General features: G+C 65.6%; 23 protein-coding genes and 1 pseudogene. 14 read left to right on the plus strand and 10 right to left on the minus strand.

The window, feature by feature from the left end; translation table 11 throughout:
* Position 1 precedes the first annotated feature (1 nt).
* Complete coding sequence (gene pspA, locus BXU08_RS01920) at positions 2-670, minus strand: phage shock protein PspA (protein WP_077508252.1); 669 nt, start codon at positions 668-670, stop codon at positions 2-4.
* 391 nt (positions 671-1,061) lie between these two features.
* Here pspA and pspF point away from each other — a divergent pair, with 391 nt between their 5' ends.
* Together pspF and BXU08_RS01930 are read left to right on the plus strand one after the other, a co-directional pair.
* Positions 1,062-2,102, plus strand: coding sequence for a phage shock protein operon transcriptional activator (pspF, locus tag BXU08_RS01925; RefSeq protein WP_077508255.1), 1,041 nt, complete (start codon positions 1,062-1,064; stop codon positions 2,100-2,102).
* A 236-nt stretch (positions 2,103-2,338) separates the two neighbouring features.
* On the plus strand, positions 2,339-2,953 hold the full coding sequence (locus BXU08_RS01930; protein ID WP_077508258.1) for a superoxide dismutase: 615 nt from the start codon (positions 2,339-2,341) through the stop codon (positions 2,951-2,953).
* 190 nt (positions 2,954-3,143) lie between these two features.
* Here BXU08_RS01930 and BXU08_RS01935 read toward each other — a convergent pair whose 3' ends face one another.
* The 3 genes from BXU08_RS01935 to mtaB are packed head-to-tail and all read right to left on the minus strand — an operon-like array spanning position 3,144 to position 6,039.
* Positions 3,144-3,767 (minus strand): inner membrane-spanning protein YciB, encoded by a 624-nt coding sequence (locus tag BXU08_RS01935; RefSeq protein WP_253190470.1) that lies wholly within the window; start codon positions 3,765-3,767, stop codon positions 3,144-3,146.
* A complete protein-coding gene (gene ftsY / locus BXU08_RS01940) occupies positions 3,764-4,714 on the minus strand; it encodes a signal recognition particle-docking protein FtsY (RefSeq protein ID WP_077508261.1) in 951 nt (316 codons plus the stop codon). Before ftsY ends, BXU08_RS01935 begins: the two co-directional genes overlap by 4 nt.
* The gene (gene mtaB / locus BXU08_RS01945; RefSeq protein WP_376787769.1) at positions 4,711-6,039 is read right to left on the minus strand and encodes a tRNA (N(6)-L-threonylcarbamoyladenosine(37)-C(2))-methylthiotransferase MtaB; all 1,329 of its coding nucleotides are present in this window, start codon (positions 6,037-6,039) and stop codon (positions 4,711-4,713) included. The genes ftsY and mtaB overlap by 4 nt, the downstream gene beginning before the upstream one ends.
* 29 nt (positions 6,040-6,068) lie before the next feature.
* On the opposite strand from mtaB, the gene BXU08_RS01950 reads away from it, so the two are divergent.
* Positions 6,069-6,647, plus strand: coding sequence for a DUF924 family protein (locus BXU08_RS01950; protein ID WP_077508267.1), 579 nt, complete (start codon positions 6,069-6,071; stop codon positions 6,645-6,647).
* Here BXU08_RS01950 and BXU08_RS01955 read toward each other — a convergent pair.
* Entirely contained in the window at positions 6,622-8,244 is a 1,623-nt protein-coding gene (locus BXU08_RS01955) for a bifunctional diguanylate cyclase/phosphodiesterase (RefSeq protein ID WP_077508270.1), read from the minus strand. The two genes, BXU08_RS01950 and BXU08_RS01955, sit on opposite strands and share 26 nt — an antisense overlap.
* Positions 8,245-8,514: 270 nt before the next feature.
* Between BXU08_RS01955 and ffh the strand changes: the two genes are divergently transcribed.
* From ffh to BXU08_RS01975, 5 genes and pseudogenes are all read left to right on the plus strand, one after another.
* Positions 8,515-10,002 (plus strand): signal recognition particle protein, encoded by a 1,488-nt coding sequence (gene ffh, locus BXU08_RS01960; protein ID WP_077508273.1) that lies wholly within the window; start codon positions 8,515-8,517, stop codon positions 10,000-10,002.
* A gap of 33 nt (positions 10,003-10,035) precedes the next feature.
* Positions 10,036-10,482 (plus strand): annotated as a pseudogene (gene rpsP / locus BXU08_RS01965) (30S ribosomal protein S16); the annotation flags it as partial.
* A gap of 228 nt (positions 10,483-10,710) precedes the next feature.
* A complete protein-coding gene (locus BXU08_RS19715; RefSeq protein ID WP_171982386.1) occupies positions 10,711-10,860 on the plus strand; it encodes a hypothetical protein in 150 nt (49 codons plus the stop codon).
* 96 nt (positions 10,861-10,956) lie between these two features.
* Positions 10,957-11,430 (plus strand): ribosome maturation factor RimM, encoded by a 474-nt coding sequence (gene rimM / locus BXU08_RS01970; RefSeq protein ID WP_077508279.1) that lies wholly within the window; start codon positions 10,957-10,959, stop codon positions 11,428-11,430.
* On the plus strand, positions 11,427-12,146 hold the full coding sequence (locus BXU08_RS01975; RefSeq protein ID WP_077508282.1) for a metallophosphoesterase: 720 nt from the start codon (positions 11,427-11,429) through the stop codon (positions 12,144-12,146). The genes rimM and BXU08_RS01975 overlap by 4 nt, the downstream gene beginning before the upstream one ends.
* 22 nt (positions 12,147-12,168) lie before the next feature.
* Here BXU08_RS01975 and BXU08_RS01980 read toward each other — a convergent pair whose 3' ends face one another.
* A complete protein-coding gene (locus BXU08_RS01980) occupies positions 12,169-13,074 on the minus strand; it encodes an NAD(P)/FAD-dependent oxidoreductase (RefSeq protein ID WP_077508285.1) in 906 nt (301 codons plus the stop codon).
* A gap of 132 nt (positions 13,075-13,206) precedes the next feature.
* On the opposite strand from BXU08_RS01980, the gene BXU08_RS01985 reads away from it, so the two are divergent.
* From BXU08_RS01985 to rplS, 3 genes are read left to right on the plus strand one after another with little or no spacing between them, the layout of a single operon-like run.
* Positions 13,207-13,596 carry a type II toxin-antitoxin system VapC family toxin gene (locus tag BXU08_RS01985; protein ID WP_077508288.1) on the plus strand — a complete coding sequence of 130 codons (390 nt, stop codon included), beginning with the start codon at positions 13,207-13,209 and terminating at the stop codon, positions 13,594-13,596.
* Positions 13,593-14,315: a tRNA (guanosine(37)-N1)-methyltransferase TrmD gene (trmD, locus tag BXU08_RS01990; protein WP_077511900.1), complete on the plus strand. Its 723-nt coding sequence runs from the start codon at positions 13,593-13,595 to the stop codon at positions 14,313-14,315. Before BXU08_RS01985 ends, trmD begins: the two co-directional genes overlap by 4 nt.
* Before the next feature lie 10 nt (positions 14,316-14,325).
* Positions 14,326-14,715: a 50S ribosomal protein L19 gene (gene rplS, locus BXU08_RS01995; RefSeq protein ID WP_077508290.1), complete on the plus strand. Its 390-nt coding sequence runs from the start codon at positions 14,326-14,328 to the stop codon at positions 14,713-14,715.
* 61 nt (positions 14,716-14,776) lie between these two features.
* Here the strand turns inward: rplS and BXU08_RS02000 are convergent, their stop codons facing one another.
* Positions 14,777-15,154, minus strand: a complete 378-nt coding sequence (locus tag BXU08_RS02000) for a VOC family protein (protein WP_077508292.1) — start codon at positions 15,152-15,154, stop codon at positions 14,777-14,779.
* An 87-nt stretch (positions 15,155-15,241) separates the two neighbouring features.
* On the opposite strand from BXU08_RS02000, the gene soxR reads away from it, so the two are divergent.
* The gene (soxR, locus tag BXU08_RS02005) at positions 15,242-15,721 is read left to right on the plus strand and encodes a redox-sensitive transcriptional activator SoxR (protein WP_077508295.1); all 480 of its coding nucleotides are present in this window, start codon (positions 15,242-15,244) and stop codon (positions 15,719-15,721) included.
* Here the strand turns inward: soxR and BXU08_RS02010 are convergent, their stop codons facing one another.
* On the minus strand, positions 15,722-16,372 hold the full coding sequence (locus tag BXU08_RS02010) for a hypothetical protein (protein WP_077511902.1): 651 nt from the start codon (positions 16,370-16,372) through the stop codon (positions 15,722-15,724). It lies immediately after the preceding gene.
* 131 nt (positions 16,373-16,503) lie between these two features.
* Between BXU08_RS02010 and BXU08_RS02015 the strand changes: the two genes are divergently transcribed.
* The gene (locus tag BXU08_RS02015) at positions 16,504-18,738 is read left to right on the plus strand and encodes a S9 family peptidase (RefSeq protein WP_077508297.1); all 2,235 of its coding nucleotides are present in this window, start codon (positions 16,504-16,506) and stop codon (positions 18,736-18,738) included.
* Positions 18,739-19,003: 265 nt separating this feature from the next.
* The gene (locus tag BXU08_RS02020; RefSeq protein ID WP_077508300.1) at positions 19,004-20,032 is read left to right on the plus strand and encodes an aspartate-semialdehyde dehydrogenase; all 1,029 of its coding nucleotides are present in this window, start codon (positions 19,004-19,006) and stop codon (positions 20,030-20,032) included.
* Positions 20,033-20,072: 40 nt separating this feature from the next.
* On the opposite strand, the gene BXU08_RS02025 is transcribed toward BXU08_RS02020, so the two are convergent.
* Both BXU08_RS02025 and BXU08_RS02030 read right to left on the minus strand, forming a co-directional pair.
* A complete protein-coding gene (locus BXU08_RS02025) occupies positions 20,073-21,860 on the minus strand; it encodes a cache domain-containing protein (protein WP_077508303.1) in 1,788 nt (595 codons plus the stop codon).
* A 98-nt stretch (positions 21,861-21,958) separates the two neighbouring features.
* Entirely contained in the window at positions 21,959-23,539 is a 1,581-nt protein-coding gene (locus tag BXU08_RS02030; protein ID WP_077508306.1) for a DHA2 family efflux MFS transporter permease subunit, read from the minus strand.
* Between the last annotated feature and the right edge of the window lie 29 nt (positions 23,540-23,568).

Raw genomic sequence — 23,568 nt, forward strand, 5'->3', positions numbered from 1 at the left:
CTTATGCTCCCTTGTTCAGGCGGGCCTTCAGCGCTTCGAGCTCGGCATCCACCTTCTCGGACGAGCGCAGCTCGGCGATCTCTTCCTCTAGCGTCTTGGGCGCTGCACCCAGGCCTGCCGCATCGGCGCGGCCCTCGGCGAAGTCGACCCGGCGTTCGAGGACGTCGAAGCGCGAAAAGGCATCCTGCATCTTCGAGCCGTTGGTCATCTCGCGCAGGCGCGTCCGGTTGTTGGCGCTCTCGAGGCGGGCGACCACCGAGTTCTGGCGAACCCGTGCTTCGCGCAGCTTGTTCTGCAGCTTGGTGATATCCTCTTCCGAAGCCTTGAGCGCTTCGTCGAGCACGGCGATCTCCGTGGAGAGCTGGTCGCACATGTCGGCCGCCTTTTGCTTCTCGACCAGGGCTGCCTTGGCGAGATCCTCGCGGCCCTTGCTCAGCGCCAGTTCGGCCTTCTCGGTCCAGCTCTCCTGGAGCTTGTCGAGCTTGGCGATGTGGCGGCGCATTTCCTTCTGGTCGGCGATGGTGCGGGCGGCGGAAGCGCGAACCTCGACCAAGGTCTCCTCCATCTCGAGGATGATCATGCGGATCATCTTGGCCGGGTCTTCGGCCTTGTCGAGCAGGTCGGTGACGTTGGCGGCGATGATATCGCGGGTTCGCGAGAAGATACCCATAGTGATGCTCCTTCGTTTTATGTTCCGCCGGGAGGGATCTAGGGGGTGACCCTCCCGGCGGGGTTCCGCTCGCCGGGGCAGGCGGGCGGAGCGACCTGGTTTGCCTCAGGCGATCGCCGGGCCAACCGCGCCGGCCATCAGGATGGCGCTGGCGAAGAAGGCGACGGTGACGGCGAAGAAGGCGTTGCGGACATTCTTTGCTTCGTAGGTCATGATCTGTTTCCCTGAACCTGGTGTTTTTCGTTGGCCCGTTGGCGGGCTTGCAAACAGCATTGCAGGCGGCGTGCCAGTTTTCGAAAACCGCAGAAATCCGCCGCTTTTGCCGTTCATCGGGCATTCAACCACCGAATATGGCTTGCCAAGAGTTAGGAAAATTCGCCAAAGGTTCGGCATGGAACGCGCTACCCAAGTAATCGGCCAGTCCGGAGCTTTTCTCGATGCCCTCGAGCGCGCCAGCCGGGCGGCGGCGCTCGATCGTCCCGTGCTGGTGATCGGCGAGCGCGGGACCGGCAAGGAACTGGTCGCCGAGCGTCTCCACCGCCTGTCGCCGCGCTGGGACCAGCCTTTGGTAGTGATGAACTGCGCGGCGCTGCCCGAGACGCTGATCGAGGCGGAGTTGTTCGGACACGAGGCCGGCGCGTTCACCGGCGCGACCAAGGCGCGGACCGGGCGCTTCGAGGAGGCGCATCGTGGCACCCTGTTCCTCGACGAGCTTGGCACGCTGTCGATGGCGGCGCAGGAGCGGCTGCTGCGCGCAGTCGAATATGGCGAAGTGACGCGGATCGGCTCGTCGCGGCCGCTCAACGTCGATGTGCGCATCGTCGCGGCCACCAACGAGCATCTCCCCGAAAAGGTGGAGAAGGGCACGTTCCGCGCCGATTTGCTCGACCGGCTGTCTTTCGAAGTCGTGACGCTGCCGCCGCTCCGCGTACGCCGCGGCGACATCGAAGTGCTCGCCGATTTCTTCGGGCGGCGGATGGCGTCGGAAATCGGACTGGCCGACTGGCCGGGCTGGGGACCCAACGCGCTCGACGCGCTGATGACCTATGACTGGCCGGGCAATGTCCGCGAACTGCGCAATGTCGTCGAGCGCGCAGTCTATCGCTGGGAGCGCGAGGGACCGGTGGATTCGATCGAGATAGATCCGTTCAAATCGCCGTTCCGCCCGCGGACGATGTCGCCGACCGGCAGCGCGACTCTCGCGGCGCCGGCCGAGGCACCAGCCGTGACCGAAGTGCAGGCGCCGGTTGCCGCGTTCGATGGCGGGACCGACTTCAAGACCCGAGTCTCCGCGTTCGAACGCCAGTTGCTGTCGCGCGCGCTGGCCGAGCATCGCTACAACCAGCGCTCGACCGCCGAGGCGCTGGGGCTGACCTATGACCAGCTGCGGCATGCGCTGAAGCGCCACGAGTTGCTGGGGGCGGGGGGCTGACCATTTTTCTTCGTCACCCCGGCCTTGTGCCGGGGCCCACCAGGCTGCTGGGCGAGAAGCAAGAGGGATGAGCGTTTCCAAGGTGGCTCGGTGGACCCCGGCACAGGGCCAGGGTCACGGTGAATTTGAGGCGAGGCCTGCCAAAAATACCTTCGGATACGCTGGCGAAACGAATCCTGCGGAGCCATATGGCGCGCATTGCGTTGCCCCTACGAACCCCGAGAGGAGAAACCATCATGGCTTTCGAACTGCCGCCGCTTCCCTATGCCTATGACGCGCTGGAGCCGACGATCGACAAGGAGACGATGACGCTCCACCACGACAAGCACCACGCTGCCTATACCGCCAAGCTCAACGAAGCGGTGACCGAGGATCCCAGCCTCGAAGGCAAGACCATCGAGGAGCTGATGCAGCAGATGGGCAAGGCGCCTGCCAAGCTGCGCAACAATGGCGGCGGCTATTGGAACCACGACTTCTTCTGGAAGACGATGGGCCCGAACGGCGGCGGTGCACCGAGCGGCGCGCTGGGCGAGGCGATTGACGCCAAGTTCGGTTCGTTCGACGCGCTCAAGGAGCAGTTCAACACTGCCGGCGCCAACCAGTTCGGCTCGGGCTGGGCATGGCTGATCGTCAACGGCTCGGGCGAGCTCGAGATCACCTCGACGCCGAACCAGGACAATCCGCTGATGGACATCGCGCCGGTCAAGGGCACGCCGATCCTCGGCAACGACGTGTGGGAGCACGCCTATTACGTCACCTATCGCAACGATCGTCCGGGATATCTCAAGGCCTGGTGGAACGTCGTGAACTGGGACGCAGTCTCGGAGCGCTACGAAGCCGCCAAGGGCTGAATTTCGCTGATCGAAACAAGGGGCGTCGGACACCAATCCGGCGCCCCTTTTCCATTCTCCCGCTCCCGCTGGGGGCGGGAAGGGGCCCGCTGCCGAAGGCAGTGGGAAGGGTGGGGGCAGGGATCGATCCTCACCCTTCCGCCGACTGCGTCGGCTCCCTCCCTCTCCCGATGGGGGAGGGATTCTTGCCTCAGCCCTCCGGCGGAAGCGGCGTGTCTTCGGGCTTTTCCAGCTGCAGCCCGTGCTTGAGCAGCATCGGGATGTTGAGCATCGCGAAGACCAACGTCGTCGGAATCACCGCCCAGGTCTTGAAGGTGACCCACTGGTCCCACGTCAGCGCGTGGCGCATCGCTTCGTTGAGCACGGCCATCGCCAGGAAGAAGCCGGTCCAGTTGATCGTCAGCAGCCGCCAGCCTTTGGCCGACAGCCCCGGATAGGCGGTTTCCAGCAGCATCTGGAGCAGCGGCTTCTTGGCGATCAGGCCATAGCCCAGGATCACCGCGAACATCGTGTAGACGATCGTCGGCTTGATCTGGATGAAGCTCTGGTCGTGATAATAGATGGTCAGCGCGCCGAACGGGATCACCAGCGCTGCAGTGATCCACAGCATCGGCGAGACGTGCTTCGCCTTCCACCACGACAGCAGCATCGCGGCGACCATCGCGACCATGAATGCGGCGGTCGCCGTGATGATGCGCTGGATCTGCAGCCCGGGCGCATAGCTGTTGACGAGGAAGAATATCGCGAGCGGACCGAAATCGATCAGCATGCGCAGGCCAGGCGAGAGCGGCGTGCGGGGCGTCGGCTGGTTCATGCTGGTTTCCGCGGAGAAATGAGTTCTTCGACCCCGGCGATGATGCGGGCGACTTCGTTGGGATCGAACGGGCGGAGGTCGTCGACCTTCTCGCCGACGCCGATGGCGTGGATCGGCAGGCCGTATTTCTCGGCTGCGGCAACGAGCACGCCGCCGCGCGCGGTGCCGTCGAGCTTGGTCATGACGAGGCCGGTAACGCCGGCGACTTCCTTGAACACTTCGATCTGGCTGAGCGCGTTCTGGCCGGTGGTGGCGTCGAGAACGAGGACGACGTCGTGCGGCGCGGCGGGGTTGAGCCGGCCGAGCACGCGGCGGATCTTGGCGAGCTCGTCCATCAGCTCGCGCTTGTTCTGGAGGCGCCCGGCGGTATCGACGATCAGCACGTCGATGCCGGTCGCCGTCGCCTGCTTGACGGCTTCGTAGACGATGCCGGCAGCGTCGCCGCCTTCGGGGCCGGTGATGATCGGCACGCCGATCCGCTCGGCCCAGGTCTTGAGCTGGCCGATCGCGGCGGCGCGGAAGGTATCGCCCGCGGCGAGCATCACGCCGTAATCCTGCTCGACCAAGCTGTTGGCGAGCTTGGCGATCGTAGTGGTCTTGCCGCTGCCGTTGACGCCGATGACGAGGATCACCTGCGGGCGCGGGAACGCCTCGATCTCCAGGTGCCTGGCGACCGGCTGGAGCGCCTTCTCGATCTCCTCGGCGACGACGAGGCGGATGCCGAGCTCCTCCATGTTGCGCTCATACTGGCCTTCGGCGAGGCGGGCGCGCACCCGGGCGGCAGTGCCGGGGCCGAGGTCCGAGGCGATCAGCGCTTCCTCGATCTCATCGAGCGTGGCGTCGTCGAGCCGCGCGCCGGACAGGCCGGCGAGGTTGCCGAGCAGCCGGTCCGACGTCTTCTTGAAGCCGCCAAGCAGGCGATCGTGCCATGAGGGATTGGTGCTCATGCGGCTTCCCCCAAATTCGTCACCCCGGCCTCGTGCCTGGGTCCACGGTGCCGCGACGGTGAGGCAAGAGGCTCGGGGCCATCATCTAGCCGCGCGGTGGACCCCGGCACTAGGCCGGGATGACAAACGGGAGTGGCGGAGAGCCCATGCTCTGAAACGCCGGTAATCGTCACTTGCACGATCGAACCAATCTCCTGGGCGGGAAAACGAACTTCGGCGAAATTGCCGGCATGGCCGCGGTCGCCGGGGCGCTCTATCAAGATTTGCTGCTCACTGCCTATCAGGCTTTGCAGCCAGCGCGAACGGCGCGCGGCGGCGGCTTCGCGCAGGCGTGCGGCGCGGGCTTTCACCACTTCCGGCGCAACCTGCGGCATGCGTGCGGCAGGGGTGCCGGCGCGCGGGCTGTAGGGGAAGATATGCGGGTGGACCACGTCGCAGTCGTCGAGGAGCGCGAGCGTATTGGCGAACATCGCCTCGTCCTCGGTCGGGAACCCGGCGATGAGATCGGCGCCCATCGCGATTTCGGGCCGGGCGGCCTTGAGGCGCTCGACCAATGCGACGCTGTCGGCGCGGCTGTGGCGGCGCTTCATCCGCTTGAGCACCATGTCGTCACCGGCCTGGAGCGAGAGGTGGATATGCGGCTGGAGGCGCGGCTCCTGCGTGAGTAGCGCGAACAGGCGCTCATCGATCTCGATGCCGTCGAGCGAGGAGAGGCGCAGGCGCTGCAGATGCGGGACATGCGCAAGGATGCGCTCGACCAGTTGGCCGAGGCTCGGCGCGCCGGGAAGATCCGGGCCATAGCTGGTGAGATCGACCCCGGTCAGCACCACTTCGGCATGGCTCTCGGCCAGCGCGGCGATGCGGTCGATCACTGCGCCGGCAGGGACCGAGCGGCTGTTGCCGCGGCCATAGGGGATCGCGCAGAAGGTGCAGCGATGATCGCAGCCGTTCTGGACCTCGACGAAAGCGCGGGCATGGGTCGAGAAGCTGGCGGCGAGATGCGGCGCGGTTTCGCGCACTGCCATGATGTCCTGGACGAGGACCTCATCGTAAGCTTCCCAAGCTTCCGCTCTGAGCTTTTCGGCGTTGCCGATGACGCGGTTGACCTCTGGCATCGCCGCGAAGCTGGCCGGATCGATCTGCGCGGCACAGCCGGTGACGACCAGTTCCGCTTCGGGACTTTCGCGGCGCGCGCGGCGGATCGCCTGGCGCGTCTGCTTGACCGCTTCGTTGGTCACCGCGCAGCTATTGACCACGATCGTGTCACGTCCCGCCAGAAGCGCACGGATCGACTCGCCCTCTGCAAGGTTGAGACGGCAACCCATGTTAATAATCTGAGGAGAGGAGGTTGGCATTGGCGAGCGATCTAGGGACGGCAGCGTCGGAAGTCCACGCAAGGGCCCGCGAAGTGCTGAGCTTCTGGTTCGAGGCGCTGATGCCCGAGCAATGGTTCGCCAAGTCCGACGGGCTCGATCATGAGATCGGCGAGCGTTTCGAGGGGCTGCGCGCGGCGGTGCTCGAAAGCGAAGCGGCGGGATGGCGGGACACCCCCGAGACGCTGCTTGCCGCGGTGATACTGCTCGACCAGTTCAGCCGCAATGTGCATCGCGGCACTGCGCAGGCCTTCGCCGCCGATCCGCTGGCGCAGGAACTCGCCTGCCTCGCAGTCGAGCGCGGCTGGGATCGCGAGATGACGCCGCAGCAGCGCCAGTTCCTCTATCTGCCGTTCGAACATGCCGAGGATCGCGAGCTGCAGGCGGTGAGCCTGAATTGCTATGAGGCGCTCGGGCAGGAGGAAGCGCTCGAATATGCCCGCCAGCATGCCGAAGTCATTGCGCGCTACGGGCGGTTTCCGAGCCGCAACGCCGCGCTCGGACGGGAATCGACGCCCGAGGAGCTGGAATATCTCAGCCGGCCCGGCGCTGGCTGGTGACCGCGACCGGCGCATCGATCGGGCTGGAATGGCGCAGCAGGCGGCGCTCCGCGAGCAGGCGGCGGGCGCCCGCGATCGACAGCGGCTTGCTGTAATACCAGCCCTGCGCCTTGGCGCAGCCTAGCGCGCGCAGGCGCTCCTCGATCGCCGCATCCTCGACGCCCTCGGCGGTGATCGGCAGGTTCAGGCTCTCGCCCAGGCTGATGATCGCGTTGACGATCGCCGCCGAATCGGCACTTTCGTTGAGCGACATGATGAAGCTCTTGTCGATCTTGATGCGATCGAAGGGCAGCGCGCGCAGATGCGCCAGCGACGAATAGCCGGTGCCGAAATCGTCGAGCGCGAGCTGGACGCCCTGGTTCTTGAGGCTGCCGACGATCGACTGGGCCAGCGCGAGATTGTCGAACAATGCGCTCTCGGTGATCTCGACTTCGAGCCGGTTGGCGGGGAAGCCGGTCTCGGTGAGCACCTTGATGATCTTCTGCGCCAGCCACGCGTCGCGCAGCTGCCAGGGCGAGATGTTGATCGAAATGCTGAGCGACGAATCCCAGTCGCGCGCGGCGAGCAGTGCCTGGCGCATGATCGACAGCGACAGGTCGCCGATCATGCCGGTTTCCTCGGCGATCGGGATGAACAGCTCCGGGCTGATCGTCCCGCGCTGCGGATGTTCCCAGCGCGCGAGCACTTCGAAGCCGTGGAGGCGGCCGGTGGTCAGGTCGATCTGCTGCTCGAAATAGGGGACGACTTCCTGGCGCGGGATCGCCAGGCGCAGGCCGGACTCGAGGTCGTTGCGGATCTGGAGGTCGCGCTCCATCGACTGGTCGAACCAGGCAAAGCGGTTCCGGCCCGACTTCTTGGCCTGGTACATCGCGATATCGGCGGCACGCATCAGCGCGTCGATGCCGGTGCAGTCGAAGTCCGATCGGGCGATGCCGAGCGAGCAGCTGATGTGCAGGCGCAGGCCCTCGGCTTCGAACGGCTGGGCCATGCGGCTGACCAGCTTCTCGGCGATCCGCTCGACGGTGTTGGGCTCGGCGGCGTCGAACAGGAAGCCGCAGGCGAATTCGTCGCCGCCCAGCCTTGCAGTGAGCGCGATCGGCGGCATGAAATGCGCGATCTCGCTGGCGACGGCGCGGAGCAGCGCGTCGCCCACGGCGTGTCCGTGCATGTCGTTGATCGTCTTGAAGTGATCGAGATCGAGCATCACCAGCGCCATCGCCTTGCGGCGGCGCTGGGCGCGGACGAACATCGCGGCGCCTTCTTCGGCCAGGCTGCGGCGATTGAGGAAGCCGGTCAGCGGATCGCGGCTGGCGAGCTGCTGGGCGCGTTCCTCGGCGGCGGCGCGGATCTGGAGTTCGCGGCTGAGCGAGGCGTGGCGGCGCCAGCCGAGCAGGATCAGCGCGACGTTGAGCAGCAGCGCGATGACCAGCGGCTGGCTGACCGGTTCGCCGCCCTGCAAATAATATTGCAGCGATTTCGACAGCACGGCGCTGCCGATCCCGACGAAGAGCAGGATCGCCGCGACGCTGATCGCGCCGGTGAGGAGGCTGGGGCGTGAAGCCTGGTCCTGCATGGTGTCTTCGATATCCAGCGACATTGCCGGCGCGTGCCCCCTCGACGATAAGGGAGGATATTGCCACCGTCGCAGTGTAGATCGGGTTACGCGGCGTGCTTTCCCAAAGGTTACCGGGGCCCGGGCGCTCCAAGGTTGCGCTTTCCGCCATCTGCCGCTATGTGCCGCCCCGACCGTTCTTCGGAGCGCGAACATTTGTGCACCCCCTGGGGTGACGCCGGCCGACGAGGTTTCGTCCGCCGGCGTGTTTTGCGTTTGGCGGATCGGGCGTGATTTTGGAGTGATCTTGGTCCCATGTTCGACAGTCTGAGCGATCGGCTAGGCGGCGTCTTCGAGCGTCTGCGCGGGCGTGGCGCGCTGGGCGAGGCCGATGTCCGCACCGCGATGCGCGAAGTGCGGATCGCGCTGCTCGAGGCCGATGTCGCGCTGCCGGTCGCGCGCGATTTCGTCGAGAAAGTCACCGAGCAGGCGGTCGGCCAGAACGTGCTGCGTTCGGTCACGCCGGGGCAGCAGGTCGTCAAGATCGTCCATGACGCGCTGGTCGACATGCTCGGCAGCGACACCGCCGAGCTGGAACTGGGCGTCACCCCGCCGGCGGTGATCATGCTCGTCGGCCTCCAGGGCTCGGGCAAGACGACGACGACCGCCAAGCTGGCGAAGCTGCTGACCAAGTCGCAGGGCAAGAAGGTCATGATGGCGTCGCTCGACGTCAATCGCCCGGCCGCGCAGGAACAGCTCGCGGTGCTCGGCACCCAGACCGAAGTTTCGACGCTGCCGATCGTTGCGGGCCAGACGCCCGTAGAGATCGCCAGGCGCGCGATGAGCGCGGCGAAGCTGCAGGGCTTCGACGTGCTGATGCTCGATACCGCGGGTCGTCTCCACGTCGATCAGGCGCTGATGGACGAGATGAAGGCGGTGGCGGATATCGCCACGCCTGCCGAAATCCTGCTCGTCGTCGACAGCCTGACCGGTCAGGACGCCGTCAACGTCGCGCAGAGCTTCTCTGCGCAGGTGCCGCTGACCGGCGTGATCCTGACCCGCATGGACGGCGACGCCCGCGGCGGCGCCGCGCTGTCGATGCGCGCGGTGACCGGCAAGCCGATCAAGTTCGCCGGCATGGGCGAGAAGCTCGACGCGATCGAGCCCTTCCATCCCAAGCGTGTCGCCGGCCGCATCCTCGGCATGGGCGACGTCGTCTCGCTGGTCGAGCGCGCCGCCGAAGCAGTCAACGAAGAAGATGCCGAACGGATGGCGGGCCGGCTCGCCAAGGGCCAGTTCGACATGAACGACCTGCGCAGCCAGCTCGCGCAGATGCGCCGGATGGGCGGGCTCGGCGCGCTTGCCGGCATGATCCCCGGCATGAAGAAGGCGCAGGCGGCGATGGCCTCGGGCGCAGTCGACGAGAAGATCCTGCTGCGCATGGACGCGATGATCGGATCGATGACGGTCAAGGAGCGCGCCAAGCCCGAACTGCTCAACGCCAAGCGCAAGATCCGCGTCGCCAAGGGCAGCGGCACTACCGTTCAGGACGTCAACAAGCTGCTCAAGATGCATCAGGAGATGCAGAGCGCGATGAAGCGTCTCAAGAAGATGGGCGGATTGAAGGGCATGCTGGGCATGCTCGGCAAGGGCGGTCCCGGCGGCGGCATGGGCGGCATCGGCAATGCGCTGGGCGGCCCGGAAATGGGCGAGATGATGGGCAAGATGGGCGGCAGCCTTCCCGGGCTTCCCGGCGGCGCCAACCTGCCCCCTGGTTTCGAGAATTTGCTGAAAAAGAAGTAACTTGTACTCAGATTGTAAGAAGGAAGATTTCTAATGGCTCTCTCTATGCGTCTTTCGCGCGGTGGTTCGAAGAAGCGCCCGTACTACCGGATCGTGATTGCCGATGCGCGCAGCCCGCGCGACGGCAAGTTCATCGAGAAGATCGGCACCTACAACCCGCTGCTCGGCAAGGATGACGAGAAGCGCGTCATCCTCGACGGCGACCGCGCCAAGCATTGGCTGAGCGTCGGCGCGCAGCCGACCGACCGCGTCGCCCGTTTCCTCGACGTGCTGGGCGTCAAGGAGCGCGCCGCCAAGAACAACCCGAACAAGGGCAAGCCGGGCGAGAAGGCCGTCGAGCGCGCCGAGGAGCGTGCCGAGAAGGCCAAGGCGGCCGAGGAAGCCGCTGCCGAGGCAGCTGCAGCACCGGCACCCGAGCCCGAGCTGGTTGCTGAAGAAGCCCCTGCCGCTGAGGAGGCTCCGGCCGAAGCAGTGACCGAGGAAGCCGCTCCGGCTGCCGAGGAAGCCCCCGCCGAAGCGGCTGCGACCCCCGAGGCCGCACCTGCCGCCGAGGAGGCTCCGGCCGCTGAAGCGACTGCCGAAGCAGCGCCGACCGAGGAAGCCGCTGCCGAGGCTCCGGCCGAAGCCGCCGAAGAAAAGTCGGAAGGCTGAGGCACTTGCCGGCCATCATGCGTTCTGCGGGGCGAGATACGTCCCAAGGAGCGCAGGATGGCCAGCAAACCCGAAACCGGTCCGGATGCCGAGGATCGTGAGAACCCCGGCAGCACCCAGACCAACCCCGCAGGCGCATCGACCGATGCACCCGCGGAAGGCGGCGACGATACGCCGCCCGAGCAGCCGGGCTCCCCTGAAGGGTGAGCCTGGCCGTTGCCCCGGCGAAAGCCGGGGTCTTCGGCTGCAGCTACGCCGCTGGTGGCATGCGATCCCGGCACTCGCCGGAAGCACGGGGATTTGATGACCGACCGCTCCGTCACGCTCGCCGCGATCATTGGCGCCCACGGCATCGCCGGCGAAGTCCGCCTCAAGGTGTTCGCCGACGATCTTACCAGCTACAAATCGTTCAACGGCGGGGCGCTGACGCTCAAGACCGCCCGGCCGGGCTCGAACGGCACGATCGCGCGCTTCGCCGAAATCTCCGACCGCAACGCCGCCGAGGCGCTGCGCGGCACCCAGCTCACCGTTCCGCGTTCGGCGCTGCCGCCGCTCGCGGATGGCGAATATTATCACGTCGATATCCTCGGGCTCGCCGCGGTTTCGGACGCGGGCGACGCGCTGGGCAAGGTGATCGCCATCGACAATTACGGCGCGGGCGACGTGCTCGAGGTCGAGCGCCCGGACGGCAAGCGCTTCATGGTGCCGATGCAGCCCGAAGCAGTGCTCGAATGGGATGACACGCGGCTGGTGATTACCGCCGGCTTTGCCGAATGAGCCGCATTGCGGTTCTCTCAGACATTCACGGCAATCTGCCTGCGCTCGAAGCGGTCGTCGCCGATGCGGAAGTGCGCGGCTGCACCGGCTTCCTCAATCTGGGCGACAGCCTGTCGGGGCCGCTATGGCCGGCGGAGACCGCAGAGTTCCTGATCGCGCGCGACTGGCCGACCATCGCGGGCAATCATGAGCGGCAATTGCAGGCGCCTCTCGCGCGGATGAACGCCTCCGACGCCTTTACCAGGCCGCTGTTGTCGGACGCGCACCTGGCCTGGATTGCGGCGATGCCGGCCACGCTGGCGCTGGACGGCCTGTTCCTGTGCCACGGCACCCCGCGCAACGATGTCGAGCATTTCCTCGAGACGGTCGAGCCGGATGGACTCCGCCCGGCGACGCGGGCCGAAATCGCCGAGCGACTGGGCGCGCGCCGCGAGGGGCTGACGCTGTGCGGGCATTCGCACATTCCCGGGCTCCAGCAGCTCGCGGACGGACGCAAAGTCGCCAATCCCGGCAGCGTCGGGCTGCAGGCGTTCCATGACGACCAGCCCTATCCCTATGTCGTCGAAAGCGGGGACGTGCGCGCGCGCTATGCGATCGTCGAGGACGGGAAAATCGCCTTTCACGCGATAGATTATGCCCATGCTTCCGCCGCCGCGAAGGCAGAACGCGAAGGCCGCAGCGACTGGGGGCGGGCGCTGGCAACGGGGAAGGTCTAGGCTGCTGCGGCGGTTGTGGGAGCTAGCGTCGTAAGGGACGCTGCTCGGCCAACAGATTCCGGATCGTCGTCGCCGCGACGCCGGCTTCGCCCATCGCGTGGCTGATCTGGTCGAGGCCCTTGGCGACGTCGCCTGCCGCAAATAGCCCCGGGACCGATGTGCGCTGGTGATCGTCGACTTCCAGGCATCCGTCCTCCGCCGCCCGCGCACCGGTCTGGATTGCAAGGCGCGAGCGGATGCGCGATCCCAGCGCGGGATAGACGCTGTCGAAGGCTAGGCGCCCATGCGCGGTGTCGAAGGCAAGCTGGTCGCCTTCGATCGCATAGTCGCCGCACGGGCCGTCGATGCGCTTGATGCCAGCATCGTCCAGCTGAGCCGCCAGCGCGTCGGGAAGATCGTGTTCGGCTTCGGGGGAGACCAATGTCACGTCGGCGGTGAAGCCGCGCAGGAACAATGCCTCGTTGGTGCCGCGCTCGCCGGTGCCGATCACGCCGACGCGCTTGTCGGTCACCTCGTAGCCATCGCAGATCGGGCAATAGCGCAGCAGCCCGCGGGCCAGCGCCTCGGCATGGAGCGCGTCGTCGATCTTGGGGCGATGGTTGACCACGCCGGTGGCGAGCAGGATAGTGCGCGCCGGATAATCGCGCTCCCCGACCCGCGCGACGAAGCCAGTGTCGTCGGTGCGCAATGCGGTGACTTCGGCCAGCTCGCGCTCGGCGCCGTATTTCTCCGCCTGCTCGGCCATCCGCGCGAGAAGCTCCTTGCCCGAGATCCCGTCGGGATAGCCGGCATGGTTATGCGTGCACGGGATCAGCGCGGCGCGGCTTGATCCGCAGTCGAACAGCCGAATCTTGAGATGGAAGCGTGCGAGATAGATCGCAGCGGTGAGCCCCGCCGGGCCGGCGCCGATGATGATGCAGTCGTCCATGAGAGCCGGAAGCGTGCGGGGAGGGGGATCGTTCCTTGACCGAAAAGAAGGCTGTATATACCATATGGTATATACAGGAGGCCGGAGTGCCTGAGGAGGGAAGGGCCTTCTAGAGGCGCGGCAGCCAGAACGATGTTCATGCTCGACTCGAATACGTGCATCGACTTCGTGCTTGCGCGCAGTGAAGCGTCACGTGCGCGGGTTCGTCGCTCCTACAGCAATGGTCTCTCGATCTGGATGGTAACGCTGGGGGAGCTTCGGGTAGGGCCCAGGCATCCTGGAGCCGACCCGGAGGATGAGCGCCGTCTCGACCTTTTTGTCGGCACGATCCTGGTCAGACCGTTCGATGTGCGCGCTGCGGGAGAATATGGCGTGCTTGCGCGCAGTGTCGGTGTGAAGCGGAGGAGCTTTGATCGCTTGATCGCTGCACATGCTCGTGCGCTCAGTCGTACGTTGGTCACTCGCAACGAAGCGGATTTTGCCGACGTGCCTGGGCTGAAGATAGAGAATTGGACCAAGTGACCTTCGCCGCGACCATATTGACCCTTTATCCCGAGATGTTCCCCGGACCCCTTGGCGTCTCGCTTGCCGGACGCGCGCTGCGCGAGGGGCTGTGGCGGCTCGATGCGGTGCAGATCCGCGACTTTGCCACTGACAAGCATCGCTCGGTCGATGACACGCCCGCGGGCGGCGGGGCAGGGATGGTGATGCGCGCCGACGTGCTCGCTGCGGCGCTGGACAGCGTCCCCGCTGGCCGGCCGGTGCTGGCGATGACGCCGCGCGGCAAGACGCTCACCCAGCAGCGCGTACGTGCTCTTGCAGAAGGCCCGGGCGTGACCATCCTGTGCGGCCGTTTCGAGGGGATCGACGAGCGGCTGTTCGAGGGGCGCGAGATCGAACAGGTCTCGATCGGCGACTATATCCTCTCAGGCGGCGAGATGGCGGCGCTGACCCTCCTCGATGCTTGCATTCGGCTCATTCCCGGCGTAATGGGCGCGGCTTCCAGCGGCATGGACGAGAGCTTCGAAACGGGGCTGCTCGAATATCCGCAATATACCCGACCTGCTGAGTGGGAAGGGCGCACGATCCCCGAAGTGCTGCGATCGGGGGATCATGCGAGGATCGAAGCCTGGCGACGTGCCCAGGCGGAGACCGATACACGGCTAAGGAGGCCGGACCTTTGGGAGCGCCATGAGGGCGCTCGGGTCAGTCCTCCCTCTGGCGCGCGGCGACGTAAATAGGACGAAGAAAATGAACGTCATCCAGACGCTCGAAGCCGAGCAGATCGCCAAGTTCAACGAGGCGAAGAAGATTCCGGAATTTCGCCCGGGCGATACCCTCCGCGTCGGCGTGAAGGTCGTCGAAGGCGAGCGCACCCGCGTCCAGAACTATGAAGGCGTGTGCATCGCGCGTTCGAACCGCGGCATGGGCAGCAGCTTCACCGTGCGCAAGATTTCGTTCGGCGAGGGCGTCGAGCGCGTCTTCCCGCTATATTCGCCGAACATCGAAGCGATCGAAGTCGTCCGCAAGGGCATCGTCCGTCGCGCCAAGCTCTATTATCTGCGTGGCCGCACCGGCAAGTCGGCGCGTATCGCCGAGCGCCGCGACGTCCGCCCGACCGAGGTCGCGGCAGCCGAGTAAGCGCTTCCCGCGAGGGGCAAGCAAAGGGCGCGGTAGCGATGGCTACCGCGCCCTTTTCGCGTCAGGCGTAGCTGACGATCTCGAACTCGGTGCCGTCATAGTCGAGGAAGTAGAAACGGCGGCCGGGATCGTAATCGGCATGGTTGAACGGCTCGAGCCCGGCGGCAACCACGCGGCGCTCGATATCGTCGAGATCATCGACGAGGATGCCGACATGGTTGAGCGGGCGCCCCTTGGCAAAAACATCCGGATCGAGGCTGATCGCGGGGGTATAGACCGCGAGATAGGTGCGTTCGTCGCCGACATGGATGACGCGTCCCCCGTCTCGCGCCGGCCCCTGCCAGCGGACATGCCAGTCGAACAATTGGTCGAGCAGCCCGGCCATGCGTTCGGGGTCGCTGACGGTCAGGTTTACGTGCTCGATATAAGGCTGCGGCATGGGGTCCCTTTCCCGGTTGGAGGCCATGCCATGAGCAGCTACAACCTCAACCTAAGTTGAGGTCAAGCGCAAAAACCCGGAGGCAGCGTGAACCGCGGAAACGAGCTTCTGACGATCGGCGAACTGGCGGCTCGCACAGGCCTGTCGGTGTCGGCGGTGCGCTTCTACGAGAGCAAGGGGCTGGTGCATCCAATCCGCACGTCGGGCAACCAGCGGCGCTTCCTGCGCGCAGACATCCGCCGGGTCTCGTTCGCGCTGATCGCGCAGCAACTTGGGTTCACGCTGCCGCAGATCGCCGCGGAGCTTGGCAAGCTGCCCGAGGGAAGCGCGCCGAGCGCGGCGGACTGGAAGCGGATCAGTCGCGGCTTCCGCCAGGTCATAGAGACGCGGGTCGCGCAACTCCAGCGCACGCTCGACGATCTCGACGGCTGTATCGGCTGCGGCTGCCTGAGCCTGAAGAAATGCGCGCTCTACAATGCCGACGATCGCGCCGCGGCGAACGGTGCGGGGCCGCGCTTCATCCTGGTTTCGCGCAAGGTTGCGCTGGGGCTTGGCGACCCGGAGTGATCAGCGGAAGCTGAAATTGACTGGCCGGGCGATCTCGGCCTGCTTGTCGAAGGCGAAATCCGCATAGGGGCCGTCGCGCTCGACCCAGTGCAGGAAGAGGTGTGCCGACCACCCATTGGGATTGGGGGCGGTGCGACCGTGCCGCCGATGGACGCCGCGATAGAGCACTGCGTCGCCGGGTTGCATCGCCAATGCAGCGGAGGCTTCACCGCCGAAATCCTCCTCGACACGCTGCGAGGGTTCGGAATCGCTGCGCTGGAGCTCGAGGCTCCACGGAACGCCGTCGCTGTAATCCAGCGTCAGCGACATGCTGTGCTCGCACGAGGGACGGTCGCTGTGCACCCGGCAGATGTCGCCTTCACGATATATCCGGAAATAGCTGTAGCTCGGCAGCAGCGTCTTGCCGCTGACCTGCTCGGCGACGGGCGTCAGCCCCCAGAGCAGCGTCAGCATCGACGGGAAATGATAGCAGTACATCTCGACGGCCTCGCGCTGGAGCACATGGGAGATGTTGTTGAAGTCGCTCAGGCTGGCGCCGCTTTGCGCCACGACGCGCTGGAACTGGTCGAGAAAGGCATTGCAGACTTCGCGGGGCAGCAGTCCTTCGACGAGGGCATAGCCGTCTTGCTGATAGTCCCCCGTCACCTGCATCGGCATGAGGGTAAGTCGAGTCGGGCAGTCGAGCAAGCCCGCGAAGGCAGGGCCCTTTACCGCGCCAGCCTTGGACGCAATAAGGCGCCCTCGCGCCGCGACTGCGGTGCGCGAACTCCGGAGAGACGGGAATGCGTAGATGGTCGTTGGGATTGGCTCTGGCCGCGCTGGGAGCGCCGCTGATGGCCGGTGACGCCGCCGCCCAGGTCAAGGACCTCACGCTGGAACGCGTCTTCGCCAGCCCCGATCTTGCCGGCAGCGCGCCGCTACAGCCCAAGCTCTCGCCAGACGGCAAGTATCTGACGCTGCTGCGCAACCGCGCCGACGAGAAGGAGCGCTACGATCTGTGGGCGATGGACACCGCCACCCGTCAGTGGCGGATGCTGGTCGATTCTAAGAAGGTGGGGACGGGCGCCGAGCTTTCCGAAGCCGAGAAGATGCAGCGCGAGCGCGATCGCTCGATCGTCGGCAAGACCGGGATCGTCGGCTATGACTGGGCGCCGGACGGCAAGGCGATCCTGGTGCCGCTGGACGGAGAGCTCTATCTCTCCACCCTCGACGGCCAGATCACCCGGCTGACCCAGGAACAGGGCTCCAAGCTCAATCCGGTGATCAGCCCTGCGGGCGGCTATGTCAGCTATGTCAACGATCAGAACCTTGTGGTCGGCAAGCTTGCCGACGGTACGCCCGCGAAGATCACTCAGGACGGCACCGGCACGGTGCATTGGGGCGAGGCCGAATTCGTGGCGCAGGAGGAAATGTCCCGCTTCACCGGCTATTGGTGGTCGCCTGGCGACCGTTACATCGCAGTCGAGCGCTTCGACGAGGCGCCGGTGGGCGTCGTCGCCCGCACCGCGATCGGCGCGTCGGGCACCAGCACCTATCAGCAGCGCTATCCCAAGGCGGGAACGCCCAACGTGCTGGTCGATCTGTATGTGATGGACCCGGCCGGGGCGAACAAGGTCAAGGTCGATCTCGGCGCGGAGACGGACATCTATCTGACTCGCGTCGATTGGGCGCCCGATGCCAGCGCGCTCTACGTCCAGCGGATGAACCGCGACCAGACCGTTCTGGATGTGCTCAAGGTCGATCCGGCGACGGGCAAGTCGAGCGTGCTGTTCAGCGAGAAGTCCGGGCCCACGAGCTGGGTGAACCTCTCCAGCGCATTTACGGCGCTCAAGGACCGCAGCTTGCTCTGGTGGTCCGAGCGCGACGGTCATGGCCATATCTATCGCTGGAAGGCCGGTAAATGGACCCAGCTGACCAAGGGCGACTGGGAAGTCTTTGGCGACTTGGTCGGCGTCGACGAGGCCAAGGGCCGCGTGTTCTTTCTCGGCAACAAGGACGGGGTGCTCGAACGCCACCTCTATTCGGTCGACATCAAGAAACCCGGCGCCGTGACGCGGCTAACCGAGGCGGGCTGGTGGAACAAGGTGACGATGGACGGCGCGGCGACGCGCGCGATCGTCAGCCGCTCGAATACCGATCAGCCCTCACAGGTTTATCTCGCCGACGCCGCGGGCAAGCGCATTGCCTGGGTGGAGGAGAATGCCGTCACGAAGGCCGATCACCCGTATAACGCCTATCTCGCCAGCCATCGCGAGCGGAAATTCGGCACGATCAAGGGACCCGACGGCACCGAACTCAACTGGGAGATGATCACGCCGGTGCTTGAGCCGGGCAAGCGCTATCCGGTGTTCTTCCAGCATTATGGCGGGCCGCATTCGCAGACGGTGAGCAAGGGCTGGGGCGGGGCGCTCCAGCAATATCTGGTGGATCGCGGCTATATCTGGTTCCAGATCGACAATCGCGGCTCGGCCAATCGCGGCAAGGTGTTCGAAGATGCGATCTTCCACGCGATGGGCTCGGTCGAAGTCGAGGACCAGGTCGCCGGGGCGAATTATCTCAAGACGCTCGATTATGTCGATCCGGCTAAGATCGTCACCTATGGCTGGTCGTACGGCGGCTATATGACCCTCAAGATGCTCGAAGGCGCGCCGGGGGTGTTCGCCGCAGGTGTGGCGGGCGCGCCGGTCAGCCGCTGGGAGCTTTACGACACCTTCTACACCGAGCGTTACATGGGCGACCCGACTAAGGTGCCTGAAGCGTACAAGGTGTCGGACACGATCGGCAATGCCGCCAACATCGCTGATCCGCTGCTGATCCTCCACGGCATGTCCGACGACAATGTCGTGCTCGACAACACCACGGCGATGGCGGCGACGCTGCAAAAGGCCAAGGTGCCGTTCGAGATGATGCTCTATCCCGGCCACACCCACCGGGTGAGCGGGCCAGGTATCAGCGAGCATCTCTGGACGACGATCCTCAATTTCCTTGATCGCCATACCGACCAGGCGAAGCGCTGACACGGGGTTCCGGCCGCCTACTCCAAAAAGTCGGCCGGACTTTCCGAAAATTATCCGAATTACCCCTCGCCACGCAGCTTTCGGTCTGCTAGGCGGCCGACATGCTTCGAAAACCGCGAACTACTCTGCGAATTACGACCCGCGCCTGATCGGCGCGCGAAGCGTCGTGCTTCGAAGCATCTGGAATGCGCTGGCATTCCTTCTCATCTACCACCAATGAACCGCTCGTCGCCCCGCGTGCGACGATCCTGATGGAAGGACGAAAATGGGCTACCGTGTCGTGGTCGCAGGCGCCACCGGCAATGTCGGGCGTGAAATGCTGAACATCCTCGCCGAGCGGGAATTCCCGATCGACGAGCTCGCCGTGCTCGCGTCGTCGCGCAGCCAGGGCGACGAGATCGACTTCGGCGAGACCGGCAAGAAGTTCAAGGTCCAGAACATCGAGCATTTCGATCCCACCGGCTGGGACATGGCGCTGTTCGCGATCGGATCGGAAGGCAGCGCGCTCCACGCCCCGCGTTTCGCCGCAGCGGGCTGCACGGTGATCGACAATGCGTCGCTCTATCGCATGGATCCGGACGTGCCGCTGATCGTGCCCGAAGTGAATCCCGAAGCGATTGACGGCTACAAGAAGCGCAACATCATCGCGAACCCGAACTGCTCTACGGCGCAGATGGTTGTGGCGCTCAAGCCGCTCCACGATGCCGCCAAGATCAAGCGCGTGGTCGTCGCGACCTATCAGTCGGTCTCCGGCGCGGGCAAGGCGGGGATGGATGAGCTGTTCGAGCAGAGCCGCAACATCTTCGTCGGCGATCCTGCGACGCCGAGCAAGTTCACCAAGCAGATCGCGTTCAACGTGATCCCGCACATCGACAGCTTCCTCGACGACGGCTCGACCAAGGAAGAGTGGAAGATGGTGGTCGAGACCAAGAAGATCCTCGATCCCAAGATCAAGGTGACCGCCACTTGCGTGCGCGTACCCGTGTTCGTCGGGCACTCGGAAGCGATCAACATCGAATTCGAAGACGAGATCTCGGCGGCGCAGGCCAAGTCCATCCTGCGCGAGGCGCCCGGGGTGATGTTGATCGACAAGCATGAGGACGGCGGATACGTCACGCCGATCGAATGCGTCGGCGAATACGCCACCTTCATCAGCCGCGTCCGTGAGGATTCGACGGTGGATAATGGCCTGTCGCTGTGGTGCGTGAGCGACAACCTCCGCAAGGGCGCGGCGCTTAACGCGGTCCAGATCGCCGAACTGCTCGGTCGCCGGCATCTGAAGAAGGCGGCCTGACCTTCTTCTCCCCTCCCTGCTGGCAGGGAGGGGAAGTTACTTACTGTGCGGTGGTAGGCCCGGCGACTTCGAAGACGTCGCGCCGCGCGGTGCGCGGCTCTTCCTGGACGCGGAAGGCGCGGGCCTGGGTGGCGAGGCGATCGACCTGCTCGGACAGGTTGCGTGCCGCGGCCGAGGTTTCCTCGACCATCGCCGCGTTCTGCTGAGTCGAGCGGTCCATCGCGCCGATCGCAGTGCTGATCTCGCCGATCGCGGAGGACTGCGCCGAATTGTCGGTTGCGATCCGCGCGACCAGGCCATGGACCTCGCCGACGGTGCCGACGATCTCGGACAGCGCCGAATCGACTTTCTCGACGGCATCGACTGCAGAGACGATATCGGTCTGGGTGGCGGTGAGCTGGTCGCGGGCGCGGGCGGCTTCTTCTTCCGAACGCATCGCCAGCGCGCTGACGAGGTCGGCGACGACTGCAAAGCCGCGGCCGGCCTCACCGGCACGGCCCGCTTCGACGGCGGCGTTCATCGCGAGCACGCGCGTCTGGAAGGCGATCTTGTCGAGCCCTTCGATCACGCTGTCGATGCCCTTGGCGCCTGCGGCGACCCGGCTCATCGCCTGTACCGCCTGGTCGGCGACTGCGCGGCCGCCCGAGACGATGGTGATCGCGCCATCGGCACGCTCGACGGTGCGAGTGGCAGCCGATGCGGTTTCGCCGACGCGGCCGTTCATCTGGGTGACCGCGGCGGCGGTTTCTTCCAGACTGGCGGCGTTGCTCTCGGTGCGGCGGGCCAGGTCTTCGGACGCGGTAGCGATCTCGGTCGCGCCGTTGCGTATCGTGTCGGTGCTGTCGAGCACGGTGCCGACCAGCGTCGACAGCGCGCCCAGCGCATCATTGAAGTTAGTGCGCAACTCGGCATAGCTCGCCGGGAAGCTGGCGCCGAGCGTGGTGCTGAGGTCGCCTTGCGAAACGCAGCGGAGCGATTCGTTGAGCACGGCCATCGCGGTCTGGCGTTCGGCATCCGACGCGCGGCTACTTGCCTCGATCCGCTCGCGGGCGATCGCGGCGTCGCGGAAGCTGACCAGCGCTTCGGCCATGCGGCCGATCTCGTCGCGACGCTCGCGGCCGGGGATGTCGGTGCTGGTCGCGCCCTTGGCGAGGTCCTGCATCGCGGCGTTCATGCTGCCGAGCGGGCGGAACATCGCGCGGTTGAGGGCGAAGATGACGCCGGTGATCAGCAGCGTGGCCAGGAGCACACCGATCCCCATCGACCAGCGCAGCGAGGCGACGGCGGCGAGCGCTTCGTCCTTGGGAATGCCGACATAGAGCACGCCGATGACCTTGCCGTTCTTGTCCTTGATCGGGTCATAGGCGGTGAAGAAGGCGCGACCGAGGATGTCGGCGTCGCCGCGAAACGCTTCGCCCTTGCCGAGCACGGTATCGCGCGCCGGGCCGGCGGCGAGGGGGGTGCCGACTGCGCGCGTGCCGTCTGGCTTGGTGACGTTGGTGGTGATGCGCTTGTCGCCGCGGAACACCGTGGCGGTGCCGCCGACCAGGGTCTTCACCAAATCGACCGGCTGAGTCCAGTCGTTGAGCTTCTTGTCGCCGACATAGAGATCGTCGCCCTCGGCGCGGAATTCATCGCCTTGGCCGCGCAGCACGTCCCAGGCGACGCGCATGTTGGTCTCCTGGCGCTCGGCCGCCTGGCGCCCCGCATCGGCGGTGATCGAGCGGTCGGCGATCACGAAGATGGTGAGCGCGAGCGTGAGCAGCGCGGCAATGGTGAGCACCGTCGTCTTGGTGGCGAGCGGCAGTGCGTTGAACTTGGCGAGCATCGAACCTCGGGGGAAAGCAGGCGCCGGGACGACGCAGGGTTTGCTATCCTTATAGAGGCTTGCAGGTATCGCCGGCGCGATTGGTCAGCTAATCTCGATCAATGTCCTGCGGCGGACGGGTCCGACTTGGCCGCGGGGCCTTTCGGACGCTTGAGGAACAGTACCAGCGGAATCGACAGTGCGGTGACGATCATCATCGCCCAGAAATCGTTGAGATAGCCGATCATCATCGCCTGACGGTTGATCTCGGCATTGGCCATCGCCAGCACCGCATCGCCTGACCCGCCGAGGATCTGAAGCAGGTTCGGGTCCATCGTGTCGAGGTTTGCGGCGGAGATGTTGGGCGCCAGCGCGGCATGGCTCGCCTGGATGCTGCGCGCGAGGATCGTGGTCACCACCGAGATGCCGACCGAGGCGCCAATGTTGCGCGACAGGTTCATCAGCGACGACCCCTCGGTGCGCTGGTGCGGCGGCAGCGTGGCGAAGGCCATCCCGTTGAGCGGCATGAACACAAGTCCCATGCCGAGCCCCTGGACGAAGCCCGAGACGATGATCGGCCCCGTGCCCATCTCCAGCGACCAGCTCGACATCTGCCACAGCGACCAGGCGGCGAGCGCCATACCGAGCCCGACCAGCCAGCGGGCGTCGACGCCGCGCTGGGTGAGCTGCGCCGAGATCGCCATGGTCAGCACCACGCCGACGCCACGCGGCATTAGCAACATGCCGGTATCGAGTACCGAATGGCCGTAGAGTGTCTGGAGCATCGGCGGGAGCAGCGCCATCGTCGCCATCATGATCACGCCGATCACCAGCATGAAGAAGATCGCGGTGACCAAGTTGCGATTCTTCCACAGATCGCGTTCGAACATCGGGTTCTTGCCGGTGAACATGTGGACGGTGAACATCCACAATGCGATCCCGGCGACGAGCATCTCGATCCAGATTTCGGTCGACCCCAGCCAATCCTCGCCCTGGCCGCGATCGAGCATCAGCTGGAGCGCCGAGATGCCGAGCGCCAGCAGCGAGAAACCGAACAGGTCGAACGGCCGCTTGCGGATGGGGCGCGAAGGCAGCAGCCACCACAGGATCGCGATACAGATCACGCCCAGCGGCAGATTGACGTAGAACACCCAGCGCCAGTTGAAATTGTCGGTCAGCCAGCCGCCGAGCACCGGTCCCATGATCGGCCCGATCATGATCCCCATGCCCCAGATCGACATCGCTTTGGCCTGGCGTTCGGGCGGATTGATGTCGAGCATCACTGTCTGGCTGAGCGGGTTCATGAACGCCGCCGAGATACCTTGTAGGATACGGAAGGCGACCATCTGCTCGAGATTCTGCGCCATCCCGCACAGCGCCGAGGCGATAATGAAGCCAACCGTGGAAAGCAGGAACAGGTTGCGCGATCCGATCGTGTCCGAAAGCCAGCCGGTGATCGGGATCGCGATCGCCGAGGCGACGATATAGCTGGTCAGCACCCAGGTGATCGTATCCGCGCTCGCGCCCAGCTCGGTGGTCATGTGCGGCAGCGCGACATTGGCGATCGTAGTGTCGAGGATCTGCATGATCGTCGCCAGCATCACGCCGAGTGTCAGCAGCCCGCGATGGCTGACGGGGAGCGCAGCGGCGCCGGGCTGTGGCGCGGGCGGTGCGGAAGCGGAGCGGGCAGCGGTGGCCATGGAATTACTCTTGGCTCCCTTCCATGCTT

Origin of the sequence: Sphingomonas sp. LM7, from assembly GCF_002002925.1 — a bacterium.
Lineage (GTDB): Bacteria > Pseudomonadota > Alphaproteobacteria > Sphingomonadales > Sphingomonadaceae > Sphingomonas.